Annotated in this window: 12 protein-coding genes and 4 pseudogenes; 8 read left to right on the top strand and 8 right to left on the bottom strand. The window is 62.2% G+C overall.

The genetic code is table 11. The features are described from left to right. Positions 1-278: 278 nt before the first annotated feature. A complete protein-coding gene (locus tag LIG30_RS09190; protein WP_038711504.1) occupies positions 279-575 on the top strand; it encodes a hypothetical protein in 297 nt (98 codons plus the stop codon). A gap of 159 nt (positions 576-734) precedes the next feature. On the opposite strand, the gene LIG30_RS09185 is transcribed toward LIG30_RS09190, so the two are convergent. Beyond that, positions 735-2,534 carry a methyl-accepting chemotaxis protein gene (locus LIG30_RS09185; protein ID WP_038711478.1) on the bottom strand — a complete coding sequence of 600 codons (1,800 nt, stop codon included), beginning with the start codon at positions 2,532-2,534 and terminating at the stop codon, positions 735-737. Positions 2,535-3,098: 564 nt separating this feature from the next. On the opposite strand from LIG30_RS09185, the gene LIG30_RS09180 reads away from it, so the two are divergent. After that, a complete protein-coding gene (locus LIG30_RS09180) occupies positions 3,099-4,334 on the top strand; it encodes an aminotransferase-like domain-containing protein (RefSeq protein ID WP_038711502.1) in 1,236 nt (411 codons plus the stop codon). 410 nt (positions 4,335-4,744) lie between these two features. Here the strand turns inward: LIG30_RS09180 and LIG30_RS09175 are convergent, their stop codons facing one another. The 4 genes from LIG30_RS09175 to LIG30_RS09160 all read right to left on the bottom strand — a co-directional run bounded on the left by LIG30_RS09175 (position 4,745) and on the right by LIG30_RS09160 (position 8,403). Then, on the bottom strand, positions 4,745-5,062 hold the full coding sequence (locus LIG30_RS09175; protein WP_038711500.1) for a hypothetical protein: 318 nt from the start codon (positions 5,060-5,062) through the stop codon (positions 4,745-4,747). A 294-nt stretch (positions 5,063-5,356) separates the two neighbouring features. Then, positions 5,357-5,689, bottom strand: a complete 333-nt coding sequence (locus tag LIG30_RS09170) for a carboxymuconolactone decarboxylase family protein (protein WP_038711476.1) — start codon at positions 5,687-5,689, stop codon at positions 5,357-5,359. Then, the gene (locus LIG30_RS09165; RefSeq protein WP_051994933.1) at positions 5,686-6,954 is read right to left on the bottom strand and encodes a MalY/PatB family protein; all 1,269 of its coding nucleotides are present in this window, start codon (positions 6,952-6,954) and stop codon (positions 5,686-5,688) included. Before LIG30_RS09165 ends, LIG30_RS09170 begins: the two co-directional genes overlap by 4 nt. 60 nt (positions 6,955-7,014) lie before the next feature. Then, positions 7,015-8,403, bottom strand: a complete 1,389-nt coding sequence (locus LIG30_RS09160; protein WP_038711475.1) for an amino acid permease — start codon at positions 8,401-8,403, stop codon at positions 7,015-7,017. Between the two features lie 312 nt (positions 8,404-8,715). On the opposite strand from LIG30_RS09160, the gene LIG30_RS09155 reads away from it, so the two are divergent. Further along, positions 8,716-9,174 carry an Lrp/AsnC family transcriptional regulator gene (locus tag LIG30_RS09155; protein WP_038711498.1) on the top strand — a complete coding sequence of 153 codons (459 nt, stop codon included), beginning with the start codon at positions 8,716-8,718 and terminating at the stop codon, positions 9,172-9,174. Between the two features lie 252 nt (positions 9,175-9,426). Here the strand turns inward: LIG30_RS09155 and LIG30_RS09150 are convergent, their stop codons facing one another. Then, on the bottom strand, positions 9,427-9,801 hold the full coding sequence (locus LIG30_RS09150; RefSeq protein WP_038711473.1) for a glutaredoxin family protein: 375 nt from the start codon (positions 9,799-9,801) through the stop codon (positions 9,427-9,429). Between the two features lie 660 nt (positions 9,802-10,461). Here LIG30_RS09150 and LIG30_RS09145 point away from each other — a divergent pair. From LIG30_RS09145 to LIG30_RS25205, 4 genes and pseudogenes are all read left to right on the top strand, one after another. Then, a pseudogene (locus tag LIG30_RS09145) lies at positions 10,462-11,368 on the top strand (LysR family transcriptional regulator). Between the two features lie 63 nt (positions 11,369-11,431). Continuing rightward, positions 11,432-12,841: an FAD-dependent tricarballylate dehydrogenase TcuA gene (tcuA, locus tag LIG30_RS09140; protein WP_038711471.1), complete on the top strand. Its 1,410-nt coding sequence runs from the start codon at positions 11,432-11,434 to the stop codon at positions 12,839-12,841. Next, entirely contained in the window at positions 12,828-14,042 is a 1,215-nt protein-coding gene (gene tcuB / locus LIG30_RS09135; protein ID WP_038711470.1) for a tricarballylate utilization 4Fe-4S protein TcuB, read from the top strand. Before tcuA ends, tcuB begins: the two co-directional genes overlap by 14 nt. Before the next feature lie 55 nt (positions 14,043-14,097). After that, a pseudogene (locus tag LIG30_RS25205) lies at positions 14,098-14,742 on the top strand (MFS transporter); the annotation flags it as partial. Here LIG30_RS25205 and LIG30_RS09125 read toward each other — a convergent pair. Then, a pseudogene (locus LIG30_RS09125) lies at positions 14,738-15,130 on the bottom strand (aldo/keto reductase); the annotation flags it as partial. The pseudogenes LIG30_RS25205 and LIG30_RS09125 sit on opposite strands and share 5 nt — an antisense overlap. Between LIG30_RS09125 and LIG30_RS09120 the strand changes: the two are divergent. After that, positions 15,127-15,777: pseudogene (locus LIG30_RS09120) on the top strand (substrate binding domain-containing protein); the annotation flags it as partial. The pseudogenes LIG30_RS09125 and LIG30_RS09120 sit on opposite strands and share 4 nt — an antisense overlap. A gap of 190 nt (positions 15,778-15,967) precedes the next feature. Here the strand turns inward: LIG30_RS09120 and LIG30_RS09115 are convergent. Continuing rightward, positions 15,968-16,300, bottom strand: a complete 333-nt coding sequence (locus LIG30_RS09115; RefSeq protein ID WP_038711467.1) for a cupin domain-containing protein — start codon at positions 16,298-16,300, stop codon at positions 15,968-15,970. Positions 16,301-16,635: the final 335 nt, after the last annotated feature.

Genomic DNA, 16,635 nt, shown 5'->3' with positions numbered 1-16,635 from the left:
CCCCCCCCCCCCCCCCCCCATATACCCTTCGGCCAATCCTGATGGCCGCCCGATTTTCGAGACACCAGTACAGCTAAACTAATCCCGAAGCCCTGCTTCTCGAGTGTCGGTTGTTGAACGGAGAACAGTTTGCGCCGACGGTCGGAAAAGTCGTCTTGCACGACAAGGCGTAGCGAAGGAAGGGGAGCAGGGAATTCACGGTAGCAAAAAGCGCGGGCCGCATGGGCGGCAACCCATACGACCCGCTGACCACAACCAACTCAGAGCAGGAGTTGACCATGGCTGACGCCAATAGTAAGTCACGACCAAAGAAGCGTAAACCGCGCGAGCCGAGCACTGTGCTTGCGATGACCCTCCGCAGCACACCTGACCGGCCAAGGAAAGGCGGGCCGTACATGCCCTGGATGAGCGTGATCGATGCGCACTTCAAGCTGTTCGGATTCGAACCGGGTGACCGCGTCTTCCTCTCCATCAACCACGTCACTCGGCAAATCAACATCTCGCCGGACTACAGCCAGCTTGCGCAGCGGGAGCAGCCATACCATCAGCCTGTCGAACGAGCGGAAACGGCATAAACAACAAGGACCGCTTCGCGCGGTCCTTGCTGCTGAATTGCCCCGGTTTTTCACGAACGCGACTGACCAGCCGGCTGGGCGCTATCGCCTTGCCCCTCGCCCCGGATGTCGCGATCCGTGTCGACCATGACCTTTAACAACTGTCATGGCCGTATCCGCTCAGTTCAGTTTGAACCTCCCCACCGCATCAGCAAGCGCGCCTGCCTGCGAGCGCAGCGCGGCCGCCGCCGCCGTCGACTGCTCAACGAGCGCCGCGTTCTGCTGGACCATCTCGTCCAGCTGGCTGACCGCGCGGTTCACCTCCTGAATGCCGCGCGTCTGCTCGCTGGCCGCGTGCGTGACCTCGGAGATGATCGTCGTCACGTTCGACACGTTGCTGACGATCTCGGCCATCGTGTCACCCGCGCGCCGCACGAGCTGCGAGCCCGACGTGACGCTCGTCACTGTCGACTCGATCAGGTCCTTGATCTCCTTGGCGGCCTGTCCGCTGCGCTGCGCGAGACTGCGCACCTCTGCCGCCACCACCGCGAAGCCGCGGCCCTGCTCGCCCGCGCGCGCCGCTTCGACCGCTGCGTTGAGCGCAAGAATGTTGGTCTGGAACGCGATGCCGTCGATCACGCTGATGATGTCGGCAATCTTCACCGAAGCGTTTTCGATCTCGCCCATCGTCGTCACGACGTCAGCGATGACCGCGCCACCGCGCGCGGCAACCTGCGAGGCCGCAGCGGCTGTCGTATCTGCCTGGTTCGCTGCGCTCGCCGACTGCCCCACCGTCGCGGTGATCTCCTCCATCGATGCGGCCGTCTGTTCGAGGCTCGCCGCTGCCGATTCCGTCCGGCTGGACAGGTCGACGTTGCCTGCCGCGATTTCGTCGCTCGCGGTACGCACCGACTCGCTCGCGTCGCGGATGTGGCGCATGACGTCGCGCAGCTTGTCCATGAAGGCATTAAAGGCGCGCGCGATCTGTGCGACCTCATCGCTACCGCCTGCCGGCAGGCGCTGGGTCAGATCGCCTTCGCCCTTGCCGATGGCTTCCATCGCGTCACGCACATTCGACAGCCGCTTGAACGACACGGCCGTCGCGCCGGCCACCACGGCCGCGGCGAGGCCCACGATCACGATCAACGCAATCAGCGACACACGGAGCAGCGAGCGCATGCCAGCGGTCGCGTCGGACTCGTCGAGGGCGACGATCAGGCGCCAGTCGGTGCCCGCTATCGGCTCCGCGCGCATCAGCTTGATGCTGCCACCGACGTCGACCGGCATAGGGTTCGACGCGCTCAGCAGCGTCGCGAGCCGCTCGCCGGTCAGCTCGGGCGCCACGTCGGACACCGGCTTGAGCGTCAGTTTGGGGTCCGGATGCGCGATGAGTACGCCGTTCGCGTCGACCACCATCCCGAAGCTGCCGGGCGTGGGATGGATCGCCTTGACGTTCGCGATCACGCTGTCCATGAAAAGATCAGACGATATGACGGCCTTTACCGCGCCGTCCTGAATCACCGGGACGGCGAACGAGACCACCAGCTTGCCGCTGGCGGCGTCGACGTAAGGCGGCGTCACGACGCCCTTGCGTGCGGAGGCGGCCTGCTGGTACCAAGGGCGGGAGGTCGGATCATAGCCGGGCGGAATGCCGTTTGGATCGGAAAATTTTGCGGTCTTGTCCGCGTAGCCAATGTACACGTCCGAGAAGCCGCCGGCCGCCGCAACGTGCCTGAGCGCCGGGATCGGATCGGGCTGCATTGCCGCGTCCTGCAGCGAATTGACCATCTGGGCGTGGGTCGCAACCCAGTCGGCAACAGCAACGGTGTGGCTGTCTTCCAGAGCCGAGAGGGTGTTGCGGATCGAATCAGAGTTGTAAGAATAGGCGACGAAGTAGTTGAGGGCGGCACTGGCCGCGACAGCGACGACAACGATTGCAACGCATAGCGCGATGATGCGTGCGCGAATGGTTTTTAGCATGTTATGGCGAACCGGAATTGGGGGAGGTTGTGACATCGGAGTTTTCGGCATGCTTAGGATTTTCTTTAGGACTATCCGGGGTGGGGATATCCCTTGTACAAGGCAAAACGCCAACGTCCGGGACGACCGGCCAGGACCATTGACACGTTAAAAATTCGTGTCAACTGCGCTGTGTTGGGCGACAGCTTTCATTTTTCCGATGGACTGCCGTGAAGACGCTACAGGTGACGGCAATCGGCCAAACGCCGGCGGTCCGCGCCGCGTTCTCCGGTAATCCTCGATGCCCCTTTGGGGATACGCCGCGCCATTGTCTGGCCGTTACCCCGAAACCAGGTCTGCCGGGCTCCAGACGACCACTTCGGCCGAGTTGATGAGCAAACGTCAAGACGTTGTGAATAGATATCGTTTGATGCGGCGTGAATGACTGACCACAATCGACGCGTCACATTCGCAATCGACGCATTGCGCGTCGACGCTCGATTTTTGACGGTGCACGACATGCGCGACGCCGCACGGTCGTGCGACCGACGCGCCGCTCTCCGACCGCAACCCGCCCACGACGACATGTACGCGTTCACGCCTTCTTTCCAGAATCCCGCCGGTTCGCCGATCCGCGAACTGTTCAAGTATCTCGCCGAGCCCGGCATGATTTCGTTCGCGGGCGGTTATCCGGCCAGCGAGCTGTTCGACGTCGACGGCCTGAACGAAGCCGCCGCGCGCGCTTACGCGCAGCCGACCCGCTGTCTTCAGTACGGCCCGACCGACGGCCTCGCGGAGCTGAAACACGCGCTGATCGCGCTGATGGAGGCACGCGGCGCGTCGTGCACGCCCGCCGAACTGCTCGTCACGACCGGCTCGCAGCAGGGCCTCGACCTGCTGCTGCGCGTGATGGTCGCACCGGGCGACGTCGTGCTGACCGAGCAGCCGGCGTACCCTGCGACGCTGCAGGCGATGAAGCTGCAGCAGGCGCGCATCGTCACCGTGCCGGTCGATCGCGACGGCCTCGACGTCGAGCGGCTCGACGCGATGCTCGCGTCAGGCACGCTCGCGCGGCCGAAGCTGCTGTACACGGTGCCGACGTTCGCGAATCCGACCGGCGCGACGCTCACGCGCGAGCGCCGCATCGCGTTGCTGCGGCTGGCGGTGCGCCACCGGTTCCTGATCGTCGAGGACGATCCGTACGGCGACCTGCGTTTTGCCGGGGAGCCGGTGCCGTCGATGCTCGCGCTCGCCGGCGAGGTGGACGGCGCGCGCGACTGGATCGTGCATTTCTCGAGCCTGTCGAAGATCGTCGCGCCCGGGCTGCGGGTCGGCTGGACGATCGCGCCCGCGGAAATCGTACGGCGCTGCGTGATCGCGAAACAGACGGTCGATCTGTGCAGCACGCCGTGGACGCAGGCGATTGCCGCCGAGTATCTTGCCGATGGCGCGCTCGAACGCCACCTGCCGCGCATCACGCACGCGTATCGAAGCAAGTGCGATGCGATGTGCGACGCGCTGCGCGACGGTCTCGGTGATGCGATCGCGTTTCACCGGCCGGAAGGCGGGATGTTCGTGTGGGCGCGGATCGGCGCAGTGCCGTCGGCGTCACTGTTGCAGCACGCCATTGCGAACAAGGTGGTGTTCGTGCCGGGCAACGCGTTCTTCGCGGACAACGTCGACGATGCGACGCTGCGGCTGTCGTTCGCCGCGCCGGGCGTCGAGGCCATCCGGGAAGGCGTCGGACGGCTCGCGGGGGCGTTTGGGGCGGCGGTGGCCGACAGCGGGGCGTTGTTGTCGGGGGGCGACGCGGCGCGCTGAATGGCGTCGCGGCCGGCTCGCGCCGGTCGTGGAACGAACGACCGACTGCCGGAGCGCGCAATGGCTTGGGACGAGGCGCGGTCATACCATCTTCGCGGATTGCCGGCGAGGGCGCTTGCGAGCAGGCTGTAGTCGGCCAACGACGGCCGTTCGTCTGCGCTTTCACACGGACGCTCGCACGTCGGTTTCGCCCAGTCAACGGACCTTCGTAAGCCAACTGACGCGGGGTAGACGGGCGAGCGGTTGCGCTATCAGATTCGTGTTTGGCGGCTCACGCAGGCGACCATCTTTCACCCACGCTTCGACGGAATTCGGGATCTCATTCCGGTTGATCGAAGGCGCCCGCTTCGAGGTCTTTCCTGAAATGCTATAGCCAATCGCTTTCGTCGCCGATCACGTATTCCCTCGTTTTATCGTCTGGGTCCTTTCATCCCTTCCGCCTCCATGGCCGCATTCCACTCCTCACTCGCCTCGATGGGATCCATCGCTTCGTCAACCGACGCCGATGCGCGCTCGGCGGCCGCTCGGGTTTCGTCTGCCGGGGAGGCGTCATCTCCGTCGCCGCCACCTGGGGGCTGCAGCATGTCCTTGAGCATCGAGCTCAACTCCGACGTGTCCCATGGCAGCCCACGCCGAGTTCGGTCCTTTATGTAGTGCCTCACTTCCGCATCCTGCTCCACGGTAAGCGGCAGCCCTCGGAAGGTGCTTTGGGGGTCAAAGTCAGTCATCACATTCTCCTGCATCTATTGCGGTCTCAGTGTACTCGCCATTGCGGCCACGAGAGCCGTGATCGCGGGGCGCTTGCGCCGGATCAAACGTGTGGCTGCGACAGGCAACAGGCGGCCATTAGGCGTCAGTGGCCGACACGATCAGTCGGTCGTTCGAGCGTTGGCTATGCATCTGAGTGCAGCCATTAATACCAACCCTTTAAGCCTTCGCATTGGAGCAATTGATATCGATGGTGGCGCCTGACGGTGCCACCGCCTGCAACGGAATCGCCTCTATTTGTTATCCGCTTCTGATCAGGCCTTTATGAAGGCATCCAATGTGCGGGCAGAATAGACCAGAGCAGCACCAGCATTTAGGTTGATGGCAACGCCGAGTGCTTCCGACAGTTCTTCCGCCGTCGCGCCCGCTTTCTTCGCCTCACTCGCGTGGAACGCAATGCAACCATCGCAGCGTGTGGTCACGGCAACGGCCAGAGAGACCAGTTCCCTTGTCTTCGCGTCGAGATGGTTTGTCTTTTCTCCCGCTTGACCTAGTGACGCGATGCCCTTCATGGTTTCCGGGGCAAGTTTGGAGAACTCGCGTAGCCGGAGCGTGAGTTGCTCGCGATACTCGTTCCAATCGTTCATGAGTTTCCTCTGTGACGGACGTTGGTTGAGGGGGAGCTATTGCTATTGATGGTCCGGTCTTCGTGGAAGCCAACGATCGCATCACGTATTTTTTCCAGCGACCGCTGTACCTGCGATCGTGGGCATGCGAGATTGAGCCGGACTCGGCCATCGCCGTTTTCGACGAACATTTCCCCGCCCTCGAGGATGACGCCCGCTTTTTCAAGGAAGAACCGGGTGAGGTTGACCGACCCGTCGAAATAGGCACGCAGGTCGACCCATGCCAGATAGGTCGCATCCGGAATGCGGAATTTGGCCTTGGGCAAGTGCTCGTTCAGAAATCGCTGGGTCCATGCGAAGTTACCGTCCAGATACGCGCGCAACTCATCCAGCCACGGTGCGCCGTTCCGATACGCGCCAATGGCAGCCGCGAGACTGAGGGGATTCACGAACGGGTAGTGCCGCCGTTTCCATTCCGCGCGCAATTCCGGGTCGGAGATGATCACGGTCGCGATCATCATCCCCGCCAGGTTGAAGGTCTTGCTGACGGCCATGCAGGTGATGATGTCCCGGCTGCCCGGGAACAGTCTGGCCAACGGCGTATGCCGGCCGCCGGTTCTGAGCAGATCGCAATGGATCTCGTCGGAAACGATCTTGACGCCGTTTGCGATGCAGAGCTCGCCCATGCGGCGCAGTTCGTCATTCGTCCACACCCGGCCGGTCGGGTTGTGCGGATGGCAAAGGAAAAAAAGCTTCACGGCCGGATCGCTGACTTTTGCCTCGAAGTCGTCGAAGTCGATCGCGTAGTCGCCATCGTCGCAGGCGAGCAGGCGCGATGTCACGAATTCGCGATCGCGCAAAACCGTCGCATGCTTGAAGTAGCCATAAGCCGGCGACAGGCTGAGCACTTTGTCGCCGGGCTGGCAGAGGTATTCGACCAGCCCGAAGAGCGCCGGGATGACGCCTAGCGAGACCTGCATCTCCTCACGGGCGAAGCGCCAATCGTATCGCTCGACACACCAGGCATGGAAAACGTCATAGAGCTGATCGTCGAAGTTCATCGTGTAGCCGAAGACCGGGTGCTTCAGGCGCTCGGAGATCGCGTCGATTGCCGCATCCGGCGCGGCGAACTGCATGTCCGCCACCCACATCGAGATCAATTCTTCCCTCGGCACATCGAGCGCGGGTGCCGGCGCACCGGCGCCGAACAGATAGTTTTCGAAGCCGTCCTCCGCCAGGGCATTTGTGCCGCGGCGGGAAATCAAGCGATCAAAGTCGTAATCCATATGCGTTCAGTCATTCAGTGAAAAGGCCGCCCGGGCCGATCCCCGGGCGAGGTCCCGAAGTCAGTTGAGGAGCGAGCGTTGCCGCGCGTACGTGAAATACACGACGAGCCCGATCGCGAGCCAGACCAGAAACGCGATCCAGGTCGTGGCTTGAAGGAACACGGTCAGCGTGATGCAGAACGCGATCGCAAGCAGAGGCACCAGCGGCACGGCAGGGCAGCGGAACGCGCGCGGCAGATCGGGGCGGGTTTTTCGCAGGACGATGACGGCGACGGAAATCAGGCTGAACGCCGCCAGCGTCCCGATGTTGATGAGTTCGGTCAGCACGTTGAGCGGAACGACGGCCGCGACCAGGCCAAACAGGATCCCGACGATCCAGGTAGCAAAGAACGGCGTACCGAGACTCGAATGGACGCGCGACAGTTTTTTCGGCAAAAGGCCGTCGCGCGACATCGCGAAGACGATCCGCGTTTGCCCATAGGTCATCACGAGAATGACGGTGGTCATGCCGAGAATGGCGCCGAGGTCGACGAATCCCGCAACCCAGTTCTCGCCCGCGTATTGCAGTGCAAGCGACACCGGGTGGTCCACGCCGAGGAACTTCGGGTATGGAACGATGCCGGTCATGATGGCTGACACCGCGACGTACAACACCGCACAGACAGCCAGCGAACCGATGATGCCGATCGGCAGATCGCGCGCCGGCCGTTTCACCTCCTCGGCGGCGGATGTGACCGCGTCGAATCCGATGAACGCGAAAAACACGAGCGCGGCCGCGCTGAACACGCCCGAGTACCCGAAGGGCGTAAACGGATGCCAGTTTCCCGGTTGAACGTGGCGCGCGCCGACCAGAATGAACAGCAGCACGACGCAGATCTTCAACCCGACCATCACGTTGTTGAGTCGTGCCGATTCGCGCACGCCGAGAGACAGCAGTGCGGTCAGCACCAGCATGACGAGGAATGCCGGAAGGTTGAACCATGTATGCACGCCGGGAATCGCACCCGGCGCGGCCGACAGCACGGCGGGAAGATGCAGGCCGAATCCGCCGATCAGCGACTGGAAGTACCCCGACCAGCCCACCGACACAGCCGAGCTCGCAAGACCGTATTCGAGCATCAGATCCCATCCGATCATCCACGCGACCAGCTCGCCCAGCGTCGCATAGCTGTAGGTATAGATCGAGCCGGCAACCGGCACCGATGACGCGAATTCCGCATAGCACAGCGCTGCGAATCCGCACGCGAGCGCGGCAATGACGAACGACACGGTCAACGCGGGTCCGGCAGTCAGCGCGCCGGTGCCCGTCAATACGAAGATTCCGGTGCCGACGATCGCCCCGATCCCCATCAGGATGAGATCGAAGGGCCCAAGCACCTTCTTCAGGCCATGTGGCGCGTGACTGGCGGCAAGCATCGCCGACAGATCCTTTGTTCTGAACAGACTCATCCAGCTCCTCCATTTCTTGTGTATAGATGGCAGGCGCCTTTAGTGGGCGCCGCCGTTCGGACATCGCAGACACGGTTCGGACGCCTCGCGTTGCAGCGCGCCCCCCTTTCTTTTCTGCCTTTGTTTGGTTAATGATCATCGATAGCGTGGTTAATAAGATTTCTTCCTGATAACCATTTCGATGTTTGGCGAGAATATAATTAACCGGTGCTGGATCGCTGCGAATCCGCATCGGGACAGGGCGCGTAGCGTCTTTTCGGCGCGCGAATGAGCGACCGCCGTGATGCGGCAGTGCAATGGAGGAGAGTGGAAATGACGGAACTGGACGATACGGACAGGAAGATCCTGGAGTTGCTGCAGGTCGATGGCCGGCTGACCAACGCCGAAATTGCAGAGAAGATCGGTATGTCAGCGCCCGCTTGCTGGAAACGGCTCAAGCGGCTGGAAAAGCAGGTCATTCTGGGCTACCACGCAACCCTGAATCAGCAGGAGTTGGGGTTGGGACTGTTTGCCTTCATCAACATCATGCTCGACAGTCATTCCGAGAAGGCCATGCATGCGTTCGAGGCAGGCGTGATGGCACTACCGAACGTGGTGGCGTGCCACAACGTATCCGGCAAATACGACTACTTGCTTCAGGTGGTCGTTCGGGACATGGAGTCGTTCCATCAGCTCGCGATGCACCGGATCCGTACGCTCGGCAACATCAAGGAGATGTACACGGGGTTTTCACTGAAGGAGATCAAGCGTTCGACGAGCCTCCCGCTATGAAGCTCGCAGCCTGTCGCAGGCGCACATGAAGGCATGTCCGCTTGACCTTGAGAGCGGCCCCTGACGACGAATATCGTCGAAGGTCTGCATCGGGGCGGTAGCGGCCCTTGGAGGAGCAGCATAAACCAAGCCCCGGCCCGTCATACGGCCGATGTCAGCTGGAATCTGGAGCCGTAGACAACTAAGCTCGATGCCACGGAGCGAACTTGGGCCGGAAGCTTTCATACCCGCCTCACGTTTGCGCGCGACGGGTTACGCGATTCCGGCGAAGCGTTGCTCTAGATAGGCGACGATGGCGTTGGACTCGTACAACCAGCGCGACTGGCCCTCTTCCTGAATATGCAGGCAAGGCACTTTGATCTTGCCGCCGCCAGCCAGCAAACGATCCCGTGCGATGGGATCGTTTTTGGCGTCGTGCAGCGTCATCGGCACATTCAGACGGTGCAGGGCGCGCCGCGTCTTGACGCAGAAGGGGCACGAATGGAACTGATACAGCGATAGCCGCGCCGCTTCTTTTTCTACAATCGCCTGACCTTGCGCCCCACGGCGCTGCGGGCGTGGGCGACTGACGGCGTCGCTGAGTAAAATCAACTGGCCGAGACCGACGCGTAGGGCTTTTATCAACATAGAGACTACCTTGAACGGCGAATGGGAGTGGGCAAGTCTACTCTTTCCAAGATCCGACTGCCCCCGGCATAACAAGGGCGACCGCGATGGGCAGCGAATGACCGTAGTCGGGCCAGCCGCGGTGGTCGGGAGCGGCCGAGGGCGTGTGAAAACGCGAAACCACTCGGTTTTCGGGTGTCGCTTCACCCTTCCCAGACCGCTTCCAAGCCAATGCACGACGATCTGGAGCGTGGTGTTTTTCCAATGGAGCGTTTGGCGTGCGTTTTTACACACGCTCGGCCATGAGCGGTCGTTCAGCCGAGCCGTTGGAAGGTCATTCGAGAGTCCGTTTTCACACCGGTCGCAGACGCTACAGGGGACGCGTTGTGGCGCCGATGCCGCGGATATATCTTTTGGCAAGGCTACGAGTGGTTAGCTTCAGGTATGGCGGTCTTGGAAACGCATAGTCTGCAATTCGAATACTTGAGCTAAGTTGGATGCTCAACCTGGCTTGTGTTGGCTACGTTCCATGCAATCTCGCCATGTGTTTGTTGGACCTGTTGCTTGAGATGAGCGGCTGCTTCAAAGGCGCACGCGCTGTAAAAATCCGACCTCGAGGCGGAGGATTGTCCGACGACGTTCTGTCAAAATACCCGCCTAATCCTTCTGACCGATCGCGGAATGGAACTCAGACAACTACGCTATTTTCTCAGCGTCGTGGAACACGGAAGCATGGGCAAGGCAGCGCTGGAACTCGGCGTGGTGACCTCGGCATTGAGTCAGCAGATCAGCCGTCTCGAAGGCGAACTGTCCACGCGTCTGCTGCAACGCACCTCGGGCGGCGTCGTTCCGACCGACGCAGGTTTGGCGTTCTGGCGTCAGGCGCAACTCGCGCTGCGTCACATCGACGATGCCGCGCTCGCTGCACGCTCAGCCCGTCTGTCGGGCCATGTCAGCGTCGGCATGGCGCCGAGCACGGCGAGCGTGCTAGGTGTCGCATTCATGCAGGCCATGCGCTCGCGCTATCCCGATGTGCGGCTGCACATGGTCGAAAGTCTCTCCGGCTATCTTGCGTCCATGCTGAGCGCGCGTCAGATCGATCTCGCCGTGCTGTTCAGTGAGGAGTCCGCGCAACGCTGGAGCGTGATGCCGCTGCTGGACGAGCGCATCCGTCCGGCTGAAAAATCTCGGCAGGCTTCCGCTCATTCTTCCCAGCGGCACGCACGGGCTGCGTTCGCTGTTGTTATCAGCGTTCAGGCGCGCCGAATACGAGCCGAACATCGTCGCCGAAGTCGACGGCCTTGCGCTCCTGATGGACTTCGTCCGCACCGGCATCGGCGCGACCATACAGCCTGGCGCGGCGCTCGCAAGGCCCGAGAACGTGATACTGACGAGCGTGCCCGTCGCGGAGAAATACGCCACGCGGCCCAACATGCTCGCCAGCATCTCCGACGACGAACTGTCTCCCGCCGGTCTCGCTGCGCGCGTGGTGCTCGCCGATGTCGCCCGCCAACTGGTGCAGGAAGGCCGCTGGCCCGGTGCGCGGCTGCGGGAGCCTCGGCCTTCACAAAAAGTGAAGACCTCTTGACGGCTGGCTGGTAGCGACGCGGGCACGAGACCTTTACGATTTGTCCAAAAGGAGACAAGTCAGATGGTCGATGTGCTCGTAATCGGAGGAGGCAATGCCGCGCTGTGTGCCGCATTGATGGCGCGCGAAGCGGGCGCCTCGGTCCTGCTTCTCGAATCCGCGCCGCGCGAATGGCGCGGCGGCAACTCACAACACACGCGCAATCTGCGCTGCATGCACGATGCGCCGCAAGACGTGCTCGTCGATGCCTATCCGGAAGAAGAATTCTGGCAGGACCTGTTGAAAGTCACCGGCGGCATCACGAATGAGCATCTCGCGCGGCTGACGATCCGCGCGTCGTCGTCGTGCCGGCCGTGGATGCAGAAGCACGGCGTGCGCTTCCAGCCGCCGCTGTCCGGCGCGCTGCACGTGGCACGCACCAACGCGTTCTTCATGGGCGGCGGCAAGGCGCTCGTCAACGCGTATTACCGCAGCGCCGAAGCGCTCGGCGTCGATATCCGCTATGAAACGCCCGTCGATTCGCTTGAACTCGACGGCAGCCTCTTCATCGCGGCGCGCAGCGGCAGCCAGCGCTTCGAGGCGCGCGCCTGCGTGCTGGCGGCAGGCGGCTTTGAATCAAATCGCGAATGGCTGCGCGAAGCGTGGGGGCAAAACGAGCGCGGCGAATGGCCCGCCGACAACTTCCTGATTCGCGGCACGCGCTTCAACAAGGGCGTGCTCATCAAGCATATGACCGACGCCGGTGCGGACATGATCGGCGACCCGTCGCAGTCGCACTGCGTCGCCATCGATGCACGCGCGCCGCTGTATGACGGCGGCATCTGCACACGCATCGACTGCGTGTCGCTGGGCGTCGTGGTGAATCGTGACGCCGAGCGCTTCTACGACGAAGGCGAGGATTTCTGGCCGAAGCGCTATGCAATCTGGGGGCGGCTCGTTGCGCATCAGCCGGGGCAGATCGGCTATTCGATCATCGACTCGAAAGCAATCGGCCGCTTCATGCCGCCGGTGTTTCCGGGCGAAAAGGCCGACACGCTGCCGGAACTCGCGCGCAAGCTCGGGCTGCCGGAAGCGCGCTTCATGGAAACGCTCACGCGCTATAACGATTCATGTCGTGACGGCACCTTCGACCACACCGCGCTCGACGACTGCCACACCGAAGGTCTCGCGCCGCCCAAGACGCACTGGGCGCGCCGCATCGAGACGCCGCCGTTCTACGGTTATGCGTTGCGGCCAGGCATCACGTTCACGTATCTCGGACTAAAGACCAATGACCGCGCGCAGGTTCACTTCGGCGGCAAAGCCAGTGAGAACCTGTTCGTGGCCGGCGAAATGATGGCCGGCAACGTGCTCGGCAAGGGCTATACAGCGGGCGTCGGCATGTCGATCGGCACGGCCTTCGGGCGCATTGCCGGGACGCAGGCCGCGCGCGCCGCACTCAAAACAACGGAGGCAATCAGTGCAGCAGTCTGACGCGCTCGCGCCCGAACGCACGCGCACGGCGTTATCGGTCGATACGAAAAAAACTTCACACGGCAGCACGGCGCGCGTGATCCCCATTGTGCCGATGAGCGCCGGCGAAACCGAAGTGGCACGGCAGATGCAGATCTGCAACGCCTGCCGCTACTGCGAAGGCTTCTGCGCCGTGTTCCCGGCCATGACGCGCCGCCTGGAATTCGGCAAGTCGGACGTCAACTATCTGGCGAATCTCTGCCACAACTGCGGCGCGTGCTATCACGCGTGCCAATACGCGCCGCCGCACGAATTCGGCGTGAACGTGCCGAAAGCGATGGCCGAAGTCCGGCTCGAAACCTACACCGAATACGCGTTTCCCGCGTCGTTCGGCGCGCTGTACAAGCGCAACGGCCTGACTTTGTCGGTTGCACTGGCGGCCGGACTCGTGCTGTTTCTGCTGCTCGGTACGGCATTGCACGGCGGCTTGTCGGGCGATGTCGCGCCAGCGAACTTCTACGCGATCTTCCCGCACAACCTGCTCGCGGCGATGTTTGGCATCGTTTTCCTGTTCGCCATGCTCGCGCTCGGCGTGGGCGTCACGCGCTTCTGGCGCGACGTGTCGGCAGGAACGGCGAGTGCGAGCGCGCCAGCCGTCGCGGAAGCGGCCAAGAACGCGCTGACGCTCAAGTACCTGGACGGCGGCCATGGCGACGGCTGCAACGAAGAGAACGATGCCTTCACGCTGGCGCGGCGCCGTTTCTATCACCTGACGTTCTACGGCTTCATGCTGTGCTTTGCGGCAACCGCAGTCGCGACGCTCTATCACTATGCATTCGGTCTGGAAGCGCCGTATCCGTTTCTGAGCGTGCCGGTGCTGCTGGGAACCGCGGGCGGCGTCGGACTGATTGCGGGGCCGGCGGGACTGCTGTGGCTGAACCTGAAACGCGTTCCGGAGCGGGGCGATGCCCGTCAGCGTCCGATGGACCGCGGCTTCATCGCGCTCCTGCTTCTGACGAGCGCATCCGGTCTCGCGCTGCTCGCGCTCCGCACGACCTCGGCGATGCCGTCGCTGCTCGCGATTCATCTCGGCATCGTGATGGCGCTGTTCGCCACGCTGCCTTACGGCAAGTTCGCGCACGGCATCTTCCGCTCGGCGGCGTTGCTCAAATCGTCGATAGAGAAGCGGCAACGCAACACACTGAGCCTCAGTTCGGATTAGCAGTCACCAGGGCGCCTTGGGCGCCCATCACTATAGATAAGAAGCAGGAGACGCAATGAACCGCACAGAATCGATCGCCGCTACGTCCGGCGTTTCGCCCATGGCGAGGGCCGCCGCCGTATTGCGCGTGACCAGCGGCAATTTCATCGAACAGTTCGATTTCTTTCTGTTCGGCTTCTACGCGACATCGATCTCGAAGATCTTTTTCCCGTCCACCAGCGAGTTCGCCTCGCTGATGCTCACCTTCGCGGTGTTCGGCGCGGGCTTTCTGATGCGTCCACTCGGCGCGATCTTTCTCGGCGCGTATATCGACAAGGTCGGACGGCGCACCGGGCTGATCGTGACGCTGTCGATCATGGCGAGCGGCACCATTCTGATTGCCTGCGTGCCGGGGTACGCGACCATCGGCCTGCTCGCGCCAGCGCTCGTGCTGCTCGGGCGTCTGTTGCAGGGCTTCTCGGCGGGCGCGGAACTGGGCGGCGTGTCTGTCTATCTCGCGGAAATGGCGACGCCCGATAACAAGGGCTTTTACACGAGTTGGCAGTCGGCGAGCCAGCAGGTTGCGATCGTCGTGGCGGCGGCTATCGGTTACGCGCTGAACCAATGGCTGTCCGCGCAGCAGATCGGTGCATGGGGCTGGCGCGTGCCGTTTTTCATCGGCTGCGCGATCGTGCCGTTCCTGTTCATGCTGCGCCGTTCTCGGCCTGCTGGTGGAATGGGTTGATCTCGATCTGGTTGACCGCAGGCTTGACCTCGTTAAACGCCGTGATGTCCATGAGTCGATCCGGCTGAAAGTTGCTCAGTCCGATCGCGCGCAATTTGCCCGCGCGATGCGCCTCCTCCATCGCGCGCCACGCGCCGTGAACGTCCGAGAATGGCTGGTGGATCAGGAACAGATCAAGGTAATCCAGGTCGAGTCGCTTCAGCGACTTGTCGATGGCCATGCGGGCGCGTTCGTAGCCAGCATCCTCAACCCACAGTTTGCTCGTGACAAAAAGCTGGTCGCGCGGAACCCCGCAACGCTTGAGGCCGCGCCCGGTGGCCTCCTCATTCTTATAGGACGCAGCGGTGTCGATGAGACGATATCCTCATGCCGCTGCTCGACGAGTTCTGTCGCGAGCACCCTGGTATTGAGCCAGATGTCCAACTCGATGATGGCATCGGCAACTGGGTGCTCGATCGTGTCGATGCTGGCTTCCGGATCGGGGTGTCGGCCAGTGAGGGGGTAATCGGTCGGCAGCTCTTTCCGATCCAGATGATCGTGTGTGCAGCGCCGCGATATCTCGACTTGCACGGAACACCATCGACTCTCGATGAGTTGACGGCACACCGGTGTAGTGTGTTCCGCCATTCGGTCACTGGCAAGGTAGCACCCTGGTACCTGAGCGTGGATGGCAAGCTCGAACACCGGCAGATGTCCCCTGCGTTCGCGACCAACGACAGTGAACTCGAACTGCAGGCCGTTCTCGCCGGCCAGGTTATAGGACAGCTTGCGAATTTCTCGGCGGCATCCCATATCCGGGCTGGACGACTGGTGCCGGTTCTCATCGAGCATATGAGCACTCACATCGGGTTGCATCTTTACTACGGAAACCGGACTGCTCAGCCCAAACGAGTGCGGGCATTTCTGGATCTCGCCTTTGCCCGCCTGCATGACTGCAATGATTACGTGCTCACCGACAAAGAGGTTGCGCGGTTTAAGTCACGAGCGAAAAATTCGAGCCGCGCGCGGTAGCATTCTCGGTCTGTTCGGCACGGATCTCGCGTTCATTTACCGTGCGACCAAACCCGGATGCGAAGCGGGCATTGGCCGGCATTGATCGAAGGTCGGCAGTGGGTCGACGGCTGTCTGTCACATCAGGCGGGTGGCGGCCCGCAACCGGTCAGATCGGGGCGCCGGATAGGCATATGAATTGGCGCTCGATTCAGCGTTCGCAATAGATCGCAAGCCAGACGGTTGGCTCTTCCGCATGCGTCCACGCGACGCGATGCCGGCAATGCGGCTCGATCAGCACGTAGTCGCCCGGACTCATGTCGTGCAGCATCGAGTCCTCTTCGAACTCGAGCGCGGCCGCCCCCGACAGCAGCACAACCCATTCGGCGCGCGAGTCGTCATACCAGAATCCCTCGGGACTCGCGTGTCCCATCGACACGATCCGCTCCACGTTCACGTGCCGACCTGTGACAAGCATGTCGATCCGCTCATCGACGCCGCGCGTCCCTTCGAAGCTGAACAGGTTACCGGTTTGAAGTTGCATTGTTCGACCTCGCGTCAATTTTCGTGTGAAAGCGGTTGACTCAAAGGCGTCGTGAAGACGTCCACTGTAGCGCGGGAGCCGCCGTTGCAGTGGACTTGTTTCCGAGACCAGAATTCTTGCAGCGCCCAGCCTATACTCCATTGAATATGTCGAACACCTGCCGAGAAGATTCGGAAGTTCAAACTTAAGTGCACCAATAAAACGGGATCGGGGCGCCGTACGCTGCCCTCGTCAGGCTTCGCTGTCTCACCGAGTCCTGATGCCTCGTTAGGTCAACAAGCTTCCATCAGGTTGTCGAAGTGGGGTCGTCATAGTGTTGCTGGACTGATAGCTGC

Source organism: Burkholderia sp. lig30 (assembly GCF_000687455.2).
Taxonomy (GTDB): Bacteria; Pseudomonadota; Gammaproteobacteria; order Burkholderiales; family Burkholderiaceae; genus Burkholderia.
The sequence above is the reverse complement of the archived record's forward strand: the minus strand, read 5'-3'. Positions and strand labels throughout refer to the sequence as shown.